The organism is Streptomyces sp. NPDC051677, from assembly GCF_044453465.1.
Lineage (GTDB): Bacteria > Actinomycetota > Actinomycetes > Streptomycetales > Streptomycetaceae > Streptomyces.
In genome coordinates, this window is record NZ_JBITCT010000003.1 from 82,007 (window position 1) to 100,843 (window position 18,837).

The 18,837-nt window shown below is 72.3% G+C and carries 15 protein-coding genes; 7 read left to right on the forward strand and 8 right to left on the reverse strand.

Annotated features, from left to right (window positions below; translation table 11 throughout):
• The first annotated feature begins 2 nt into the window (after positions 1-2).
• A complete protein-coding gene (locus ACIBAF_RS04825) occupies positions 3-1,526 on the forward strand; it encodes an amino acid permease (RefSeq protein WP_399461673.1) in 1,524 nt (507 codons plus the stop codon).
• A gap of 39 nt (positions 1,527-1,565) precedes the next feature.
• On the opposite strand, the gene ACIBAF_RS04830 is transcribed toward ACIBAF_RS04825, so the two are convergent.
• Entirely contained in the window at positions 1,566-2,147 is a 582-nt protein-coding gene (locus ACIBAF_RS04830) for a GNAT family N-acetyltransferase (protein WP_399461674.1), read from the reverse strand.
• Between the two features lie 67 nt (positions 2,148-2,214).
• On the opposite strand from ACIBAF_RS04830, the gene ACIBAF_RS04835 reads away from it, so the two are divergent.
• The gene (locus ACIBAF_RS04835; RefSeq protein WP_399461675.1) at positions 2,215-3,201 is read left to right on the forward strand and encodes an RluA family pseudouridine synthase; all 987 of its coding nucleotides are present in this window, start codon (positions 2,215-2,217) and stop codon (positions 3,199-3,201) included.
• Here the strand turns inward: ACIBAF_RS04835 and ACIBAF_RS04840 are convergent.
• From ACIBAF_RS04840 to ACIBAF_RS04865, 6 genes are all read right to left on the reverse strand, one after another.
• Positions 3,195-4,679 carry a cytochrome P450 gene (locus ACIBAF_RS04840; protein ID WP_399461676.1) on the reverse strand — a complete coding sequence of 495 codons (1,485 nt, stop codon included), beginning with the start codon at positions 4,677-4,679 and terminating at the stop codon, positions 3,195-3,197. The two genes, ACIBAF_RS04835 and ACIBAF_RS04840, sit on opposite strands and share 7 nt — an antisense overlap.
• Positions 4,680-4,737: 58 nt before the next feature.
• Positions 4,738-5,358, reverse strand: a complete 621-nt coding sequence (locus ACIBAF_RS04845; protein WP_319673936.1) for an ATP/GTP-binding protein — start codon at positions 5,356-5,358, stop codon at positions 4,738-4,740.
• Positions 5,339-5,767, reverse strand: coding sequence for a DUF742 domain-containing protein (locus ACIBAF_RS04850; RefSeq protein ID WP_399461677.1), 429 nt, complete (start codon positions 5,765-5,767; stop codon positions 5,339-5,341). The genes ACIBAF_RS04845 and ACIBAF_RS04850 overlap by 20 nt, the downstream gene beginning before the upstream one ends.
• The gene (locus tag ACIBAF_RS04855; RefSeq protein WP_399461678.1) at positions 5,764-6,171 is read right to left on the reverse strand and encodes a roadblock/LC7 domain-containing protein; all 408 of its coding nucleotides are present in this window, start codon (positions 6,169-6,171) and stop codon (positions 5,764-5,766) included. The genes ACIBAF_RS04850 and ACIBAF_RS04855 overlap by 4 nt, the downstream gene beginning before the upstream one ends.
• The gene (locus ACIBAF_RS04860) at positions 6,168-7,742 is read right to left on the reverse strand and encodes a sensor histidine kinase (RefSeq protein WP_399461679.1); all 1,575 of its coding nucleotides are present in this window, start codon (positions 7,740-7,742) and stop codon (positions 6,168-6,170) included. Before ACIBAF_RS04860 ends, ACIBAF_RS04855 begins: the two co-directional genes overlap by 4 nt.
• 352 nt (positions 7,743-8,094) lie before the next feature.
• Positions 8,095-8,721 carry a TetR/AcrR family transcriptional regulator gene (locus ACIBAF_RS04865; RefSeq protein ID WP_399461680.1) on the reverse strand — a complete coding sequence of 209 codons (627 nt, stop codon included), beginning with the start codon at positions 8,719-8,721 and terminating at the stop codon, positions 8,095-8,097.
• 154 nt (positions 8,722-8,875) lie between these two features.
• On the opposite strand from ACIBAF_RS04865, the gene ACIBAF_RS04870 reads away from it, so the two are divergent.
• Genes ACIBAF_RS04870 through atzF form a run of 4 tightly spaced genes read left to right on the forward strand, consistent with a single transcriptional unit; the run spans position 8,876 to position 15,476 of the window.
• Positions 8,876-9,700: an urea amidolyase associated protein UAAP1 gene (locus ACIBAF_RS04870; RefSeq protein WP_399461681.1), complete on the forward strand. Its 825-nt coding sequence runs from the start codon at positions 8,876-8,878 to the stop codon at positions 9,698-9,700.
• Complete coding sequence (locus ACIBAF_RS04875; protein ID WP_399461682.1) at positions 9,697-10,299, forward strand: urea amidolyase associated protein UAAP2; 603 nt, start codon at positions 9,697-9,699, stop codon at positions 10,297-10,299. The genes ACIBAF_RS04870 and ACIBAF_RS04875 overlap by 4 nt, the downstream gene beginning before the upstream one ends.
• Positions 10,296-13,802 (forward strand): 5-oxoprolinase/urea amidolyase family protein, encoded by a 3,507-nt coding sequence (locus tag ACIBAF_RS04880; protein WP_399461683.1) that lies wholly within the window; start codon positions 10,296-10,298, stop codon positions 13,800-13,802. The genes ACIBAF_RS04875 and ACIBAF_RS04880 overlap by 4 nt, the downstream gene beginning before the upstream one ends.
• Before the next feature lie 18 nt (positions 13,803-13,820).
• Positions 13,821-15,476, forward strand: a complete 1,656-nt coding sequence (gene atzF / locus ACIBAF_RS04885) for an allophanate hydrolase (RefSeq protein WP_399461684.1) — start codon at positions 13,821-13,823, stop codon at positions 15,474-15,476.
• 6 nt (positions 15,477-15,482) lie between these two features.
• On the opposite strand, the gene ACIBAF_RS04890 is transcribed toward atzF, so the two are convergent.
• Positions 15,483-18,335: a DEAD/DEAH box helicase gene (locus ACIBAF_RS04890; protein WP_399461685.1), complete on the reverse strand. Its 2,853-nt coding sequence runs from the start codon at positions 18,333-18,335 to the stop codon at positions 15,483-15,485.
• Between the two features lie 165 nt (positions 18,336-18,500).
• Between ACIBAF_RS04890 and ACIBAF_RS04895 the strand changes: the two genes are divergently transcribed.
• Complete coding sequence (locus ACIBAF_RS04895) at positions 18,501-18,785, forward strand: hypothetical protein (protein WP_399461686.1); 285 nt, start codon at positions 18,501-18,503, stop codon at positions 18,783-18,785.
• Positions 18,786-18,837 lie beyond the last annotated feature (52 nt).

Genomic DNA, 18,837 nt, shown 5'->3' on the forward strand with positions numbered 1-18,837 from the left:
CCGTGACGACAACGACCCCCTCCGACGTACGCCCCGACCCGCCGCACTCCCCCGACACCGGCGACGGCTCCCTCGCCGAGTTCGGCTACCGCCAGGAGCTGCACCGCAGCCTGGGCCGGTACGCCTCGTTCGCCGCCGGGTTCTCCTTCATCTCCGTCCTGACGACCGTCTTCCAGTTCTTCGCCTTCGGGTACGCCTTCGGCGGCCCGGTCTTCTTCTGGGCCTGGCCGGCGGTGCTGGTCGGGCAGTTGCTGGTGGCCGCGTGCTTCGCGGAGCTGGCGGCGCGCTACCCGATCTCCGGCGCGATCTACCAGTGGTCGACGCGGCTGTCGACGCCCTCCTTCGGCTGGTTCGCCGGCTGGATCATGGTGATCGGGCAGGTCGTCGTGGTCGCCGCGGCCGCACTGGCCCTGCAGATGGTGCTGCCCGCGATCTGGTCGGGCTTCCAGCTGATCGGCTCCGACCCGGCGCCCACCTCACCGGACGGCGCGGCCAATGCGGCGCTGCTCGGAGTGATCCTGCTGGTGCTGACGACGCTCGTGAACGTCGTCGACAACCGCGTGCTGTCCGTGATCAACCGGGTCGGCGTCACCGCCGAGATCATCGGCGCGGTGCTCATCATCGCGCTGCTGCTCACCCACTCCGAGCGCGACCCCGGCATCACCTTCCACACCGAAGGGGCCGCGCAGGACGGCCTGTTCGGGGCGCTGCTCGTCGGCTCGTTCACGGCCGCCTACGTGATGATCGGCTTCGACAGCGCGGGCGAGATGAGCGAGGAGACGCGCGACCCGCGCCGTACCGCGCCCCGCACCATCCTGACGGCGCTCGGCGCGGCCGGCCTGCTCGGCGGACTGATCGTGCTGGCCGGACTGCTGGCCGCGCCCAGCCTCACCGACGGGCGGCTCGGGGTCGACGGGCTCAGCTACGTCCTCACCAGCAGCCTCGGCGACGGGGTGGGCAAGGCGCTGCTGGCGGACGTGGTCGTCGCGATCGCGGTGGCGACGCTCGCCATCCAGACGGCGGCCTGCCGGATGCTGTTCTCCATGGCCCGCGACGGACAGCTCCCGTTCTCCGCCCGCCTCGCGCGCGTGAACCCCCGCACCGGCATGCCGAGCGCCCCGGCGCTGGTCGTCGGCGTTCTCGCGGCGGCCCTGCTGCTGCTGAACTTCGCCTCGCCGGACGCCTTCCTCGCCATCGGCACCACCTGCATCGTGATGCTGTACCTGGCCTACGCGATGGTCACCGGACCGCTGCTGGTGCGCCGGCTGCGCGGACAGTTCTCCTCGACGGGCACGGACGAGACGGGCGCCCGCCTGTTCTCCCTGGGCCGCTGGGGCGTCCCGGTGAACGCCCTCGCCCTCCTCTACGGCTTGCTGATGACGGTCAACCTGGCCTGGCCGCGCGCCGCGGTGTACGACCCGGCGGGCGGCCACTGGTACTTCCAGTGGTTCACGGTGCTGTTCCTCGGCGCGACGCTCGCCGTCGGCGTGGCCTTCCGGGCCTACCGGAGGCGGGCGACGGCGTGACGCGGGCCCGCGCGGTCGGCGGGCGCGTGCCGCGCGGGCTCAGTCGCCCTGCACGCGCGCGTGCAGGTGCATGTCGTGCCAGCCGTCCTGGTGGAGGGCGGCACTGCGCTTGGTGCCCTCCAGGGTGAAACCGGCCTTGGCGGCGACGCGGCAGGAGGCCTCGTTGGCGATGGCGTGCGCCAGCTCCAGCCGGTGGAAGCCGACCTCGTCGAGAGCCCAGGCCGCCAGGGCGGTCGTGGCCCGGGGGGCGACCCCCCGGCCACGGGCCGCCCGGGTCGTCCAGTACGCGACCTGGGCCACGCCGTCGCCGAGCCGGATGTCGCGCAGCGCCACCCGCCCCAGCACCTCGTCCGAGTCGGCGTCGGCGACGGCCCACTGGACGTTCTGCTCCGCCGCCCAGCTGCTCTGCCACTCCTCGATCCAGCCGGCGACCTCCTCCTCGGAGTCGGCGGCCCTGATGTGCCACTGGTGCATCACCGGGTCCTGGAAGGTCGCGTACACGGCGGGTGCGTCCGCGGCCCGCCATGGGCGCAGGAGGAGCCCGTCGCCGGCGCCGAGGACGGGCTGAGGGGCGCTGGAGAGGGTTCCGTCGGGCAGGACGAAGTCGGCGGTGTAAGGCATGATCCGCATCCTGCCAACGGGCCGCGAGGAGTCAACCGGGTTTCCCGTCGCCGTAGGCTTGACCCCGATGAGACGCCGCCGCACCCCTCCCCCGCCCTCCCCCCTGCCGCAGCGCGACGGGATCGACGCGGTGCGGGTGCGGCTGCCGGGCGAGGGCGCCTGGGCCACCGTCCGGGAGCACCTGGTGGAGCGGCTCGGCGGGGCGGGCCCCGGGGTCGTGGACGGGATGCTGGCGGCCGGGCTCGTCGTCGGCGCCGACGGTGCGGCGGTGGCGCCGGACACGGCGTACGTGCCGGGGATGTTCGTGTGGTTCCACCGGGAGCTGCCCGCCGAGACGCCGGTGCCGTTCCCGCTGGAGATCGTGTACCGCGACGAGCACATCGTGGTCGTCGACAAGCCGCACTTCCTGGCCACCACACCGCGCGGCAGCCATGTCACCGAAACCGCGCTGGCCCGGCTGCGGCGGGAGCTGGGCATCCCCGCGCTGGGCGCCGCGCACCGGCTCGACCGGCTCACCGCCGGGCTCGTGCTGTTCACCGTGCGCCCCGAGGAGCGCGGCGCCTACCAGACGCTGTTCCGCGACCGCCGGGTGCGCAAGGTGTACGAGGCCGTCGCGCCCCACGACGCCTCGCGCGAGTGGCCGGTGACCGTGCGCAGCCGGATCGTGAAGGAGCGCGGCGTCCTGGCCGCCCGGGAGGTGCCGGGCGAGCCGAACGCGGTCAGCCATGTCGAGCCGGTCGAGCACCGCGCGGACGGCCGCGCCCGCTACCGGCTGGTCCCCGACACCGGGCAGACCCACCAACTCCGGGTGCACATGGCCGCGTTGGGCGTGCCGATCCTCGGCGATCCGCTCTATCCGGAGGTGGCCGCCCCGGTGCCGGCCGGCGACTTCCGGCGCCCGCTGCAACTGCTGGCGCGGGAGCTGGAGTTCACCGATCCGGTCACCGGGACGGAGCACCGGCTGCGCAGTGGCCGGGTGCTCGAGGCCTGGGCGTCGTACGGCAGTTGGTTCGACGGCCCGGCCGCCACGACGTCGGCGGGCGTCGCTCAGTAGCCGCGCCACCAGGACAGGAAGCGCCGCCAGGCGTTCGGCCTGCGGGCCGGGCGCGTCGGCTGCGGGGCGGACGGCTCGGGCTGCGGCGCGGCCGCCGGCGCCGGGTCGGGCGTCGGGGCGGGCTGCGGTTCCGTGCTCACCGGTCGCGTCATGCGCTGCGGCGGGATCGGGGCGTGGCTCGGCTTGTGCTTGACGTCCTGCTGGTCCTTCGGGCCGAACCGGACCGGCAGTTCCACCAGGTGCCGCGAGGCGATGGACATCGTCCACCGCAACTCGTCCTCCTCGCAGTCGAGTTGGATGTCCGGCAGCCGCATCAGCAGCGCGTCGACTCCGACGTCGGCGATGGCGCGGCCGATGTCCTGGCCGGGGCATTCGTGCGGGCCGCTGCCGAAGGCGAGGTGAGAGCGGTTGCCCTGCATGTTGGCGGACAGGTCGGGGCGCACCCGGGGGTCCACGTTGCCGGGGGCGGGCGCGAAGAACAGGCCGTCGCCCCGCCGGATGCGCTGACCGCCCAACTCCGTGTCCTGCTTGGCGAAGTAGGCGAAGACGGTGCTGAACGGGGGCTCGTCCCACAGGGACTGCTCGACCGCCTCCGCCACCGTCATCTGGCCGCCGTTGAGCCGGGCGAGGAACCGCGGGTCGGTGAGGACCATGCGCAGCACGTTGGAGAGCAGGTTGACGGTGGCCTCGTAGGCGGCGAAGAGAACCAGGCGCAGGTGCTCGCGGATTTCGTCGTCGGTGAGGTTCGCCGGGTGGCTGACGAGGTGACTGGTGAAGTCCTCCTCGGGCCGGGCGCGGCGGCGCGCGGTGAGCCGGGTCAGCGCTCCCATGACGTACTCGTGGCTGGCGATGGCGGTCTCGGAGCCCTTGAGCGCGTCGCGGGCGCACTGGACCATCCGGTCGTTGTACTCGTCGGGCATGCCGAGGACGTGGCACATGACGGCCATCGGCAGGTGTTCGACGAACTGGCCGACCAGTTCGGCCCGGCCCTCCTCGCAGAAGCGGTTGACCAGGCGCTGGCTGGAGCGGTTGATGTAGCGGCGCACGCTGCGGTCGTCGATGGTCGCCATGGCCGCGGTGACCGCGCCCCGCAGCCGCTTGTGCTCGTCGCCCTCGGCGTGGGCGGCCATGGGCTGCCAGGCGATGTGCGGCATGAGCGGGTGGTCGGGCCTGACCTTGCCCGCCACCAGCGGCGACCAGATGCGGCTGTCCTTGGAGAACTGCGAGGGCGCCCGCACCATGTGCAGGTTCTCGGCGTGACCGAGGACCATCCACATCGGCAGGTCGTCGTGGATCAGGACCGGCGCCACGGGGCCGTGCTCCTCGCGCAGGCGCTCGTACAGTTCGTTGAGGTCCTCCGCGCCGGCGCCGTAGAGGCGGGTCAGTCCGCCGGGGCCCCGGTTGTGCGCGGGGCAGCCGGGCGGCGGGTCCAGGGCGAGATCGCGCGGACCGGCGGGGGCGGGGTGTTCGGGAGTCACAGGGTCGCTCCGAAACTGTGGTGGATCCGGTGTTGGGGGGATGTGGTGCGGTGGCGTGTCAGGTGAGGCTGCGGCTCAGGGCCAGGTTGTGCAGGAAGCGCATGAGCGTCATCAGGACGTCGCGGCTGGAGGCGCGGCGACGGACGTCGCACTCCACGATCGGGATCTCGGGCGGCAGGTCGAGGGCCCCGCGCAGCTCCTCGATGGGGTAACGGGGCCCGTCGGGGAAGGTGTTGACGGCGACGACGAAGGGCACGCCGCCCTCCTCCAGCCGTCCCATGACCTCGAAGCTGACCTCGAGGCGGCGGGTGTCGACCAGGACGACCGCGCCGAGCGCGCCCTCGAACAGCCCGTTCCACAGGAACCAGAAGCGCTCCTGGCCGGGCGTGCCGAAGAGGTAGAGCACGACCTGTTCCGTGATGCGGATCCGGCCGAAGTCCATGGCCACGGTGGTGGCGGTCTTGGTCTCGGAGCCGTAGTTGTCGTCGACGCCGATGCCCGCCTGCGTCATGGTCTCCTCGGTGGTCAGCGGCCTGATCTCGCTGACGGAGCCGACCATGGTGGTCTTGCCGACGCCGAAGCCGCCCACGATGACGATCTTCGCCGCGGCCGTGGTGGTGTGCGGCAGATAGTCCTCGGCCCGTGGGCCGGGAATCGTGTCAGAGCCGTTGAAGTCCATTCATCACCGCTTCGAGAAGGGAACGGTCAGGGAGCTGCTGCCGGACGATCGGGGCGCGCGCCTGCACGAGTTCGGCCGCCAGCATCTCGGTCAGCAGCACCGTCACCACGCTGAACGGGAGACCGAGATACGCCGACACCTCGGCCACCGACAGCGGGGCGCCGCACATCCGCAGCACCGCCGTCTGCTCCGGCGTGGCCGAGGAGGGCGGTTCGGCACACGCCACGATTAACGTGACCAGGTCGACGGGAGCGCGCTCGCCGTCGGGGCCGGTGATGATGTACAGCCGTTCGGGGTTCTTGCCCTCGCCCTCCCCCTCCTGTGGAGGGGGCGCAGCCGGTGGGGGCGGCGGGGGCGGCGGGAGCAGTTCGGGCAGGGGTTGTCGCCGTTGGCGTTGCGGAGGCGTCATACGCTCTGCCCGCTGCGCCGGGGCGGGCTGGTGAGGTGGGCGCCGATGCGGACGACGAGGTCGCGCATGCTGGCGCTCATCCGGCCGGCCTCGCAGCGCACGTCGGCGAGGACCGCGAGGTAGGCGTTGTCGCCGGCCGACATGAGGTAGAAGTAGCCGCCGCTCAGGTCGATGACGACCATGTTCATCTCGCCGTCGCTGGCCTGGATCTCCTGGGCGACGGCGGCTGCCAGGCTCTGCACGCCCGCGCAGGCGGCGGCGACCCGGTCGGCGGCGTCGGGGTCACCGGCGTAACGGGCGATGCGCAGACCGTCGGCCGAGAGCACCACGATCATCTCGATGCCCGGAACGCCGTCGTAGAGCTCCTTGAGCAGCCAGTCGAAGTTTTGGCGCTGCTGGATCACGTGAGGTCCCCTTCGTCGTCGGCCTCGGGCTTGGCCTTGTCTTCGATCAGGTGCAGGTATGCGGTGGGATTACGGGTGAAGTCGGTCGGGTGGTGGCCGGGCGGAGCTACCTTCTTCAGGCCGTCCCAGAACGCCTCGAACGCCACTCCGGGCTCCTGCTTCTTCTTCGCGGGCTGGGCCTCAGGGCGGGGCTGCGCGAACAGGTCCGGCTTGCCCTGGCGTGCGGCTTCCTGGGCGGCGTACGCCTCCTGGTAGCGCTGCACGATGGAGATCGTGGTCTTGCTGCGCCGCTGCGGCAGGCCCTGCTCGGTCCACTCGGTGACCTCGGGCACCTCGTCGTCGGTCAGGGAGACCCCGGCCGGGATGCGCGGGTTGGTGGGACGGCGCTTCTTGGGCGGACGCTTGGGGCCCTCGCCGACCTGGCTCAGGTCGATCTGCGGTACGGCGGTGGCGCCGATGCCGTGCGCGAAGCCGGGGGCGGGGTCGAGGGTCTGCATCTCGCTCGGCACGATGAGGACGACCCGGACGCCGCCGTACGCCGACTTGCGCAGCGAGACCTCCAGGTTGAAGGAGGTGCACAGTCGGCCGACGACCGCGAGGCCCAGGCGCGGGGTGCCGCCGACGTCCTGGATGTCGACGCCCCTCTTGGCCATTTCCAGCATGCGTTCGGCCTTGGCGCGCGACTCCTCGCTGAGGCTGACGCCGGCGTCCTCGATCTCGATGGCGATGCCGGTCTGCACCTCGGTGGCGTTGACGTGCACCTTCGCCTGCGGGGGCGAGTAACGGGTGGCGTTGTCGAGGAGTTCCGCGAGCGCGTGGATGAGCGGTTCGACGGACAGGCCGCGGATGTTGACCTTGGCGATGGAGTCCAGCTGGATGCGCCGGTACTCCAGGATCCGGGACATGGCGCCGCGCAGCACGCTGTACAGCGGGACCGGCTGGGGCCAGTTGCGGCTGGGCCGGCCGCCGCCGAGCACACCGATGGAGTCGGCGAGCCGGCCGATCAGCGAGGTGCCGTGGTCGATGCGCAGCAGGTCGTCGAAGACCTCGGGGTTGCGGCCGTGGTCCTCCTCCATCTCCCGTAGTTCCGCGGCCTGTTGGTGGACGATGGCCTGCATGCGGCGGGCGACGCTGACGAAGGAGCGCTGGGCGGAGTCGCGCAGGGACTCCTCGTGGTCGACGATGTCGAGGATCTTCCGGATCACCGCGCGCTGTGCGTCGTCGAGCGCACGGAACGAAGGGTCGTCCTCGCTGAGGTCGCGCATCACCTCCCTGGGGGAATTTCCGGCGCGCAGCCACTCCACGGCGTTGGGCACGAACACCTCGGCGAGGAGGCGGTTCTCCTCCGCGTGACCGGCGACGCAGTCGTCCAGGTACGCGATGCGCCGGTCCTTCTCCGCGCGCAACTCGCGCAGCAGCCGGCCGCGGCGCACCGACTCGGCTCCCGCCGCGATCACCAGGAGGGTGGCGACGGTTCCGCAGACGCCGACGGCGAGCCGGGCCGGCGTCGCCACCAGGGCGACGGCGGCTCCGGTCGCCGCGGCCATCAGTATCGCCGGCAGCAACAGCACGCGCGCGTAGGGAAGTTCTCGGCGACCGGGTGGGGACTGAACACTCACCATGTGGGCACCCTCTGTAGGGATCTGTCGGCATCTTCGGAACATTTGGGAACAGGCGCACGAATACACCTCAACTCGGTGCGCCGCGGGCGAGCTTAGTCTCACCGGATCATCGCCGCGTCATATTCAGCAACCCTCTGAAACCGGCTCCGCACATGGAGTAGCCTCAAACCCATTTATACGCTGGGGATTTGTTCGAACACGGTGCGTGACGGTGCACGGGTGTGCGAAACAGTTCACCGGGACGGGTGAGGCGACCATCCTTGAGCACCCTCAGGCGCCCTCAAGTTCCGTCGGACGGCGCTCAGTTGCCCGCGATGCGCAGGGCCGCGTCGGCGGTGGCCCGGGCGAACTCCGAGACGGGGCGGTCGGGATCCGACCGGTGGACGAGGATGACGCCCTCGATGAGTCCGAAGACGAGGTCGGTGCGCAGATCGAGCTCACTCTTGACGAGCGCGCCGCCGGCGGTCGTCGCGGCGATCAACTGGCGGTAGGCGTCCTTGAGTTCGCCGCGCACGGCATGGAAGCCGGCGAACCGCTCGGTGCGCACCTCGGGCAGCAGATAGAGGCCGCCGAGGTTGTGCGAGCCGCCGCACAGCACCTCCACGTCGGCGCGGCACAGCTCCCACAGCCGGTCCTCGGCGGCCCGCACATCGTCCGCGAGCAGCTCACGGGCGTATGTCAGCGAGGGCGTGACGGTCGACTCCAGCAGCTCGGCGAGCAGCTCCTCCTTGCCGGCGACGTAGTGGTACATGGACGCCTGGCGCATGCCCGCGCGCTCGGCCACGGCCCGCGTCGTGGTGGCGGCGTAGCCGCGCGTGGTGAACAGCTCCGCGGCGGCCGCGAGCAGCTCGGCGCGCGGCGAGAGCCCGCTGTCCGGGCGCTGCGCGGCCCGGGGCCGGCCCACTCGACGTCCGCCGCTCGTCCCCATGCGTTCGATCCTCGCACACGACGCCGGACGGCGATCTTCGTGAGCGTCCGGTAACCACCCGGCAACGCGGCGGCAACCACGGCGACCCGACCCGCCCCTAATTTCTGTCGGGCGACAGAAATCATCCCGTCAGTCCCTCAGTCGGAGGTCCCCGATGGCGACAGAGACGACCTACGGAGCCCGCGCCCATGCCCGGGCCCAGGAGGGCGCCCGCGCCGACGCCATGCCCGTCGTCCCGGCGGCCGACTGGCCGGACCCGCCCTGTGCGGCGGACCGCCTGGTGTGGGCCGAGACCGTCGCGGGCGGCAACTACACCCACCGGGTCCTCGCCCGCGGCACCGAGCTGCGCCTGACCGACCTGCGCGGCGACGCCTGCGCCCACCTGCTCCTGTACGTGGACGGCCGCCCCTGGGAGCGGCTGAACGTCGCCGACACGGTCAAGGTCCAGTGGAACGCCTACCTCGGCGAGGGCGTGCTGCTCCTGTCCGACCAGGGACGGGTCCTCGCATCGGTCGTCGCCGACACCTCCGGCCGGCACGACGCGCTGTGCGGCGCCTCCACCCTCGTACGCAACACCCAGCGCTACGGCGACGGCGCCCCGCACTCGCCCTCCCCGGCCGGCCGGGAGCTGTTCAAGCTCGCCGCCGCGAAGAACGGCCTCGAACCGCGCGACCTGCCGCCCTCCCTCTCCTTCTTCCAGGGCGTGGCGGTCCGCGGCGACGGAACCCTCGACTTCACCGGCTCGGCGGGCCCCGGCGGCAGCGTCACCCTGCGCGCCGAACAGGACGTGACGGTCCTGATCGCCAACGTGCCGCACCCGGCCGACCCCCGCCCGCAGTACGTCAGCACCCCGCTGGAGGTCCTCGCCTGGCGCGCGGAGCCCACCCGACCGGGCGACCCGCTGTGGGACGCCACCCCCGAGGGCCGCCGCGCCTTCCTCAACACCGCCGAATTCCTCACCGCGAGGGGGCTCGCATGAAGACCGTCGTCCCGGCCCGAGCCGCCTGGTCCTGCGTCATCCGGTCAGGCGAGACGCTGACCATCACCGACCTGCACGGCAACCAGGCCGTCGACTTCCTCGTGTACGACGCCCAGGACACCTCCGTGCGCTACAGCGCGCCGGACACGATCCACGCGCAGGGCGGCATCTTCCTCACCACGGGCAGTGTGCTGATGTCCAACGAGCACACCCCGCTGATGACGGTGACCGCCGACGCCGTGGGCCGCCACGACACGGTCGGCGGCGCCTGCTCCAAGGAGTCCAACACCCTGCGCTACGGCCACCACACGTTCGCGCAGCACGCGTGCGTGGACAACTTCCTGGCCGAGGGCGCGAAGCACGGCCTCGGCAAGCGGGACCTGGTCTCCAACGTCAACTGGTACATGAACGTGCCCGTCGAGCAGGACGGCGCCCTCGGCATCGTCGACGGTCTGTCCGCACCGGGCCTCGCCCTCACGCTCCGCGCCGAACGCGACGTCCTCGTGCTGGTCTCCAACTGTCCCCAGATCAACAACCCGTGCAACGGCTTCGAGCCGACGGCGGTGGAGATGACGATCACCGAGGCGGCCGGCGCATGACCTTCGACACGCTGCTGATCGCCAACCGGGGCGAGATAGCCGTCCGGATCATCCGCACCGCCCGCGAGCTCGGCCTGCGCACGGTCGCCGTGTACTCCGACCCCGACCGCTCGGCGCCCCACGTCCGGCTCGCCGACGAGGCGGTACGGCTCGGCCCGGCGCCCGCGAAGGAGTCCTACCTCGACGCCGACCTGGTCCTGAAGGCGGCCAAGGACACCGGCGCGGGCGCGATCCACCCGGGCTACGGCTTCCTCTCCGAGGACGCGGCCTTCGCGCGCCGCTGCGCCGACGCCGGGATCGTGTTCGTCGGACCGACCCCCGCACAGCTGGAGCTGTTCGGCGCCAAGCACACCGCCCGGGCGGCGGCCGAAGCGGCCGGGGTGCCGCTGGCGCCGGGCACCGGCCTGCTGTCGGGACTCGCCGAGGCACTGGAGAAGGCGCAGCTCATCGGCTATCCGGTGATGCTCAAGGCAACGGGCGGGGGCGGCGGCATCGGCATGTCCGCCTGCCGCTCCCCCGGCGAACTCGCCGACGCCTGGGAACGCGTCCAGCGCGTCGCCGCCGCCTCCTTCTCCTCCGCCGGCGTCTTCCTGGAACGGCTCGTCGAGCGCGCCCGCCACGTCGAGGTACAGGTCTTCGGCGACGGCGAGGGCAGGGTCGTCACCTTCGGCGACCGCGACTGCTCGCTCCAGCGCCGCCACCAGAAGGTCCTGGAGGAGGCGCCGGCCCCCGGGCTCCCGGACCGCGTCCGGAAACAACTCGCCTCCGCGGCCCGCGACTTGTGCGCCTCGGTCGGCTACCGCTCCGCCGGGACCGTCGAGTTCGTCTACGACGCGGCCCGCGAGGAGGCCTACTTCCTGGAGGTCAACACCCGGCTCCAGGTGGAGCATCCGGTCACCGAGGAGGTCTACGGCGTCGACCTGGTCGCCTGGATGCTGCGGCTGGCGCGCGGCGAGCGGGACGTCGTGGCCGACCCCGGCCCGCCCCGCGGCCACGCCGTCGAGGCACGCCTCTACGCGGAGGACTCCGGCCGCGAACACCGGCCCGGCGCAGGCCTGTTGACCCGGGTCGAGTTCCCGGCCGGGGTGCGCGTCGACGGCTGGGTGGAGACGGGCACCGAGGTGAGCGCCTCGTACGACCCGATGCTCGCGAAGGTGATCGCCCACGGCCCCGACCGGGAGCACGCCCTGCGCCGCCTCGACGAGGCGCTGGCCCGCACCCGGGTCGACGGCGTCGAGACGAACCTGGGGCTGGTGCGCGCGGCGCTCGCGGACCCCCGTTTCGTGACGGCGACCCACTCGACGGCGACCCTCGCGGAGGTGCACGACCCGACCCCGCGCATCGAGGTCGTCTCCGGCGGCACCCTCACCACCGTGCAGGACTGGCCCGGCCGCACCGGCCACTGGCAGGTCGGCGTGCCGCCGTCCGGCCCGATGGACGACCGTTCCTTCCGCCTCGGCAACCGCGTGCTGGGCAACCCCGAGGGCGCCCCGGGCCTGGAGTGCACCCTCCAGGGCCCGGCCCTGCGCTTCACCCACGCCACCACGGTGTGCGTGACGGGCGCGCCGGCCCCGGTGACCGTCGACGGCACGGCGGTGGCGCAGTGGGAGTCGGTGACCGTGCCGGCCGGCGCCCTGCTGGAGATCGGCGCACCCGGCGAGCACGGCCTGCGCACCTACGTCCTGTTCGCGGGCGGCCTGGACGTCCCCGCCTTCCTGGGCAGCGCGAGCACGTTCACGCTGGGCCGGTTCGGCGGGCACGGCGGCCGGGCGCTGCGGACGGGGGACGTGCTGCACGGCGGGACGACCGCCGCGGGCGCCTGCGCGGGCGACCGCCCGTCCTTCACCTCCGTCTGGCACATCGGCGCGGTCGAAGGCCCGCACGCGGCCCCGGAGTTCTTCACCGAGGACGACATCCGCGACTTCTACGCCGCCGACTGGAAGGTCCACTTCAACTCGGCCCGCACGGGAGTGCGCCTGGTGGGGCCCAAGCCGCGCTGGGCGCGCACCGACGGCGGCGAGGCGGGCCTGCACCCGTCCAACATCCACGACACCCCCTACTCCGTCGGCGCCGTCGACTACACGGGCGACATGCCGGTGCTGCTCGGCCCGGACGGCCCCTCGCTCGGCGGGTTCGTGTGCCCGGCGACCGTGCTCAGCTCCGAGCGCTGGAAGCTCGGCCAGCTGCGCCCGGGCGACACGGTCCGCTTCCGGCCGGTGGACGTGACCGGCGCGCCCCGCCCCGAGATCGTCGACGGAGGCGTGCTGGCCCGCGACGGCGACGTGACCTACCGGCGCAGCGGCGACGACAACCTGCTGGTCGAGTTCGGGCCCATGCAGCTGGACCTGGCCCTGCGGATGCGGGTCCACGCCCTGATGGAGGCGGTGTCGCAGGCCGACCTGACGGGGGTGACCGACCTGACCCCCGGCATCCGCTCCCTCCAGATCCAGACGGACCCCCGCCGCCTTACTCAGCGCGAACTCCTCGCGCTGGTCCGGGAGATGACGGCCGCCCTCCCGCCCTCGGACGAGCTGGTCGTCCCCTCCCGCACCGTGCACCTACCGCTCTCCTGGGACGACCCGGCGACCCGCGAGGCCATCGCCCGCTACATGGCGGGCGTCCGCGACGACGCCCCCTGGTGCCCGTGGAACATCGAGTTCATCCGCCGGGTCAACGGCCTGGAGTCGGTGGCCGACGTCTACGACACGGTCTTCGACGCGGAGTACCTGGTCCTGGGTCTCGGGGACGTCTACCTGGGCGCCCCGGTCGCCACCCCCCTCGACCCACGCCACCGCCTGGTGACGACGAAGTACAACCCCGCGCGCACCTGGACGGCCGAGAACTCGGTGGGCATCGGCGGGGCGTACCTGTGCGTCTACGGCATGGAGGGCCCCGGCGGCTACCAGTTCGTGGGCCGGACCACCCAGGTGTGGTCGCCCTGGCAGCAGCGCGGCGCGTTCGAGCCGGGCTCGCCCTGGCTGCTGCGCTTCTTCGACCGGATCCGCTGGTATCCGGTCGACGCGGACGAACTCCTCGCGCTGCGCTCCGACATCATCTCCGGCCGCTTTGTGCCGCGCATCGAGGAGGGCTCCTTCTCGCTCGCCGAGTACCGGACCTTCCTCGCCGAACACGCGGACTCCGTCGCGGAGTTCAGGTCCCGTCAGCGGACCGCGTTCGCGGCGGAGCGGGATGCGTGGGAGGCGGCCGGCGAGTTCGCCCGGGCGGACGCGGCGACAGTGCCGCCCGCTGACTCGGCCGAGGTGGCGATCCCGCCGGGCGGCCGCCTGATCGAGGCCGAATTCGCCGCGTCCGTCTGGCAGTTGAACGTGTCTCCCGGGGACGAGGTGACGGCGGGACAGCCGCTGCTCGCCCTGGAGGCGATGAAGATGGAGTCCAGGGTGCACGCGCCGGTCGACGGCGTGGTGACGCAGGTCCTGGCCCGCCCCGGCGACCAGGTCGAGGCGGGGACGGCACTGCTCGTCCTGGCCCCGGCCACGAGCTGAACCCCGAGGAGCACGCGCATGTCCCGCACCCTGTCCCGCGTCCACGCCGCCTACGCCCGCATCGAGGCGGTCGGCCGCCCGGAGATCTGGATCGACCTGCGGCCGCGGCAGGAGGTCGAGGCGGAGGCCCGCACGCTCGACGAGCGGCTGACGCGGGGCGAGCGCCTCCCGCTCGCCGGCCGGCTGCTCGCGGTCAAGGGCAACATCGACGTGGCCGGCCTGCCCACCACGGCGGGCTGCCCGGCCTACGCCTACGAGCCCGCCGCCGACGCCCCCGCCGTGGCCCGTCTGCGTGCGGCCGGCGCGCTGGTGCTGGGCACGACCAACCTGGACCAGTTCGCGACCGGCCTGGTGGGCACCCGTTCCCCGCACGGCGCGGTCCGCAACGCCCACGACCCGGCGAGGGTGAGCGGCGGTTCGAGTTCCGGCTCGGCCGTGGCGGTGGCCCTCGGCATCGTCGACCTCGCCCTCGGCACCGACACCGCCGGTTCGGGCCGGGTGCCCGCCGCCTTCAACGGCATCGTCGGTCTCAAGCCCACCCGAGGCCTGGTCCCCACGGAGGGAGTCGTCCCGGCCTGCGCCTCGATCGACTGCGTCACGGTGTTCGCCCGCACACTCTCCGAGGCCGAGCGGGCCCTGGCCCATATGGCGTCGCCGTCCGGCCGTCCCCTCCCCGCACTCCCCGCCCGACCCCCTGGCCCGTGGCGCATCGCGGTCCCGCCCCGCGCGCAGCTGGGCGAGCTGGACGAGGGCTGGGCCGAGGCCTACGAGGCTGCGGTGTCCCAGGTCAGGGCAGCCGGCGCGGAGATCCGCACCCTCGACCTCACCCCGTTCACCGAGGCCGCCGCGATGCTCTACGAGGGCGCGTTCGTCGCCGAGCGCTACACCGCCGTGGGCACCTTTGTCGACAAGTTGCTCGCCGAGGGCGGCGAGGGCCTCGACCCGACCGTCGCCGGCATCATCACCCGTGCCCGCGACATCCCGGCCCACCGGCTCTACACGGACACCGAGCGCCTCACGGCCCTGCGCAGCCGCGCCCTGACCGAACTCGCCGACGCCGACGCCCTGCTCCTGCCCACCGCCCCGGGCCATCCCACCCTCGCCGAGGTCGCCGCCGACCCGCTGGGCGCCAACGCCCGGCTGGGCCGCTTCACCAACTCCACGAACCTCTTCGACCTGGCGGCGGCCGCCGTCCCGGCCGGCGAGGTGAACGGCCTCCCGTTCGGCGTCATGCTGATCGGCCCGGCCTTCACAGACGAACGCCTGGCGGGCATCGCGTCCCTGCTGCAACCGCAGGCCGGCGTCGCCGTGGTCGGCGCCCACCTGACGGGCCAGCCCCTGAACCCCCAACTCCTGTCCCTGGGCGCGGTATTCGACCGCACGACGACGACGGCCCCGCTCTACCGCCTGTACGCCCTGCGCACGAGGCCGGCGAAGCCGGGCCTGGTGCACGTGGGCGAGGGAGGCGCGCAGATCGAGGCCGAGGTCTGGCGGCTCCCGGCGGAGGGCCTGGGCCGCCTGCTGACGACGCTTCCCCGCCCGATGACGCTGGGCAGCGTGGAGTTGTCGGACGGCAGCAGGGTCCCAGGCTTCCTGTGCGAGCCGGGCGCGCTGAAGGAGGCGCAGGACATCACGGAGTACGGCAGCTGGCGCTCCTATCTGAACGAGCGCTGAGGCGCCTCACCCCACCGACGAGTAGGCGACGACCCCGCGCAGCAACTGATCGACCGCCTTGCGAGCAGCCTTCGCCACGGTCGAGCCCTCCGCAGCCGAAGCCGCCGAGATCTGCCCCAGCACATCGATCACCTGCTTGCACCACCGCACGAAGTCACCGGCCGGCATCTCCGCCTCCCGAAGCACCTCGTCGAGGCCCTTCCCCGAGGCCCACATATAGGCCGACCACGCGAACCCGAGATCGGGCTCCCGCTGCCCCACGCCCTCCGTCTGGCTGATCCGGAAGTCCTCCTCCAGCGCGTCCAACCGGCCCCAGATCCGCACCATCTCGCCCAGCGCGGCCTTCGCCTTGCCCGAGGGCAGCTTCGGCGCCATCGCGTCGTCGCCGACCCGCGCCTCGTACACGAGCGCCGAGACACAGGCGGCGAGTTCGGCGGGGGCCAGCCCCTCCCAGACGCCCGCGCGCAGGCATTCGCTCGCGAGCAGGTCGAGCTCGCCGTACAGCCGGGCGAGCCGCTTGCCGTGCTCGGTGACCTCGTTGCCGCGCAGATAGTCGAGCTCGGTCAGCAGTGCCACGATCCGGTCGAAGGTACGGGCGATCGTGTTGGTGCGTCCCTCGATGCGGCGCTCCAGCTGGGAGGTGTCGCGCAGCAGCCGGTGGTAGCGCTCGGCCCAGCGGGCGTGGTCCTCCCGGTCGGAGCAGCCGTGGCAGGGGTGCGCGCGAAGGGCGGTCCGCAGCCGCGCGATCTCCCGGTCGTCGGCGGCCTGGGAACGCTGCTTGCGGGCCCGCTCCGGCGGGATGTGCCCGGCCTTGGTGCGCAGCGCGGAGGCGAGGTCGCGGCGGGACTGCGGCGAGCGCGGGTTGAACGTCTTCGGGATCCGCATCCGCTCCAGTGCCTCGACCGGCACCGGGAAGTCCATCGAGGCCAGCCGCTTGACCTGCCGCTCGGCGGTGAGGACCAGCGGCCGCGGCCCGTCGTGATGGTCGAAGCCGCGGTGGCCGTTGGCGCGCCCGGCGGGCAGGCCCGGGTCGAGCACCAGCGCCAGCCCGGCGTACTTGCCGGTGGGCACGTGGATGACGTCCCCCGGCTTCAGCTTCTCCAGTGCCACGGCGGCCTCGGCGCGCCGCTGGGCCGCGCCCTGCTTGGCCAGCTCGGTCTCGCGGTCCTTGAGGTCGCGGCGCAGCCGCGCGTACTCCTCGAAGTCGCCGAGGTGGCAGGTCATGGAGGCCTTGTAGCCCTCCAGCCCCTCCTCGTTGCGCTGCACCTGCCGGGAGATCCCGACCACCGACCGGTCGGCCTGGAACTGCGCGAACGACGTCTCCAGCAGCTCGCGCGAGCGGTGCCGCCCGAACTGCTCGACCAGGTTGACCGCCATGTTGTACGACGGCTTGAAGCTGGAGCGCAGCGGGTAGGTGCGCGTGCCGGCGAGCCCGGCGAGGTGATCGGGGTTCATCGCGCGCTGCCACAGCACGACGGCATGCCCCTCGACGTCGATGCCGCGCCGGCCGGCGCGCCCGGTGAGCTGGGTGTACTCGCCGGGGGTGATGTCGGCGTGCTGCTCGCCGTTCCACTTGACGAGCTTCTCCAGGACCACGGACCGCGCGGGCATGTTGATGCCCAGCGCCAGCGTCTCGGTGGCGAACACGGCCTTGACCAGGCCGCGCACGAACAGCTCCTCGACGACCTCCTTGAACGTCGGCAGCATGCCCGCGTGATGGGCGGCGATGCCGCGCTCCAGACCTTCCAGCCACTCGTAGTAGCCGAGGACGTGCAGGTCCTCGTGCGGGATCGCGGCCGTGCGCTCCTCGACGAGCGCGCGGACCTCGGCGCGCGCGTCCTCGTCGTTGAGCCTGAGCCCGGCGTACAGGCACTGTTGGACGGCGGCCTCGCAGGCGGCGCGGCTGAAGATGAAGGTGATGGCGGGCAACAGCCCCTCGGCGTCGAGCCGCTCGATGACCTCCGGCCGGCCCGGCGTCCACACCCGCGAGCGCTGCCGGCGCTCCCGCTCACGGTCGGCCTCGCGCAGGTTGCGGCCGCGTCGGCGGTCCTGGTACGACGGCTTGCTCGCCTCCATGCGGGCCAGGCGCGCGAGGTCGGGGTTGACGGCCCTGCGGTGGCCCTCGCCCTCCTCGAACAGGTCGTACATCCGCCGTCCGGCGAGCACGTGCTGGAACAGCGGCACGGGGCGGTGCTCGGAGACGATCACCTCGGTGTCGCCGCGGACGGTGTCGAGCCAGTCGCCGAACTCCTCGGCGTTGGACACGGTCGCGGAGAGCGAGACCAGGGTGACCGACTCGGGAAGGTGGATGATCACCTCTTCCCAGACGGCGCCCCGGAAGCGGTCGGAGAGGTAGTGCACCTCGTCCATCACCACGTACCCGAGGCCGAGGAGGGTCTGCGAGCCGGCGTACAGCATGTTCCGCAGCACCTCGGTGGTCATCACGACCACCGGGGCGTCGGAGTTGACGCTGTTGTCGCCGGTGAGCAGGCCGACCTTGTCGCTGCCGTAGCGGCGGCACAGGTCGGAGTACTTCTGGTTCGACAGCGCCTTGATGGGCGTCGTGTAGAAGCACTTCTTGCCCTGCTGGAGCGCGAGGTGGACGGCGAACTCGCCCACGATCGTCTTGCCCGAGCCGGTGGGAGCGGCCACCAGGACGCCCTTGCCGGATTCGAGTGCCTGGCATGCCTCGATCTGGAAGGGGTCGAGACCGAAGTCGTACATCTCGCGGAAGGATGCGAGCGCGGTGGCCTGCTCGACAGCACGGTTACGTGCTGCCGCATACCGCTCGGCCGGTGAGAGGTCCTCTGTCATCGTGCTTTCGAGCGTACCGGGCACCGCTGACAACAGGACGATCAATATCCGGATCCAGGGCTTCGGACACCTCGGAGATCGATTCTGTGCACTCCTTGTGAGATGGGCCACTACCGTACGCACCCGGCTACTCACGCGATCTTGGGGTTGTAACGTTTCACCGGCATTGACCGCAGTCCCACGGGGACCTCCCTGACCAGGAGAACACTGATGAAATTCCGCTCTGTCGCGGCAGCTTGTTCCATAGCCATCAGCGTGACGGCGCTCCCGCTCGTCGTCGCGACCTCGGCGTCCGCCGCCGCGGCCGCCAACTGCGTGACGGCGACCTACTACCTCAACGACAACGCGGTCGACATCCACAACGGGTGCTCGACGACCAAGCACTACAAGGTCGCCGAGCGCTTCTGGCCGGACAGCGACTGCTTCGCCATCAAGCCGGGGAAGACCAAGCACTACGAGGCCACGGGCACGATCCAGGGCATCAAGGAGTGCTGAGGCACTGACACAGACAAGGGGCCGGACGGAAAACCGTCCGGCCCCTTGTCGT

Coding starts and splice junctions, on each gene's coding strand:
- ACIBAF_RS04895 (WP_399461686.1), top strand. CDS start 18,501: ATGAAATTCCGCTCTGTCGCGGCAGCTTGTTCCATAGCCATCAGCGTG.
- ACIBAF_RS04845 (WP_319673936.1), bottom strand. CDS start 5,358: ATGGACTTCAACGGCTCTGACACGATTCCCGGCCCACGGGCCGAGGAC.
- ACIBAF_RS04870 (WP_399461681.1), top strand. CDS start 8,876: ATGGCGACAGAGACGACCTACGGAGCCCGCGCCCATGCCCGGGCCCAG.
- ACIBAF_RS04830 (WP_399461674.1), bottom strand. CDS start 2,147: ATGCCTTACACCGCCGACTTCGTCCTGCCCGACGGAACCCTCTCCAGC.
- ACIBAF_RS04875 (WP_399461682.1), top strand. CDS start 9,697: ATGAAGACCGTCGTCCCGGCCCGAGCCGCCTGGTCCTGCGTCATCCGG.
- ACIBAF_RS04850 (WP_399461677.1), bottom strand. CDS start 5,767: ATGACGCCTCCGCAACGCCAACGGCGACAACCCCTGCCCGAACTGCTC.
- ACIBAF_RS04835 (WP_399461675.1), top strand. CDS start 2,215: ATGAGACGCCGCCGCACCCCTCCCCCGCCCTCCCCCCTGCCGCAGCGC.
- ACIBAF_RS04880 (WP_399461683.1), top strand. CDS start 10,296: ATGACCTTCGACACGCTGCTGATCGCCAACCGGGGCGAGATAGCCGTC.
- atzF (WP_399461684.1), top strand. CDS start 13,821: ATGTCCCGCACCCTGTCCCGCGTCCACGCCGCCTACGCCCGCATCGAG.
- ACIBAF_RS04865 (WP_399461680.1), bottom strand. CDS start 8,721: ATGGGGACGAGCGGCGGACGTCGAGTGGGCCGGCCCCGGGCCGCGCAG.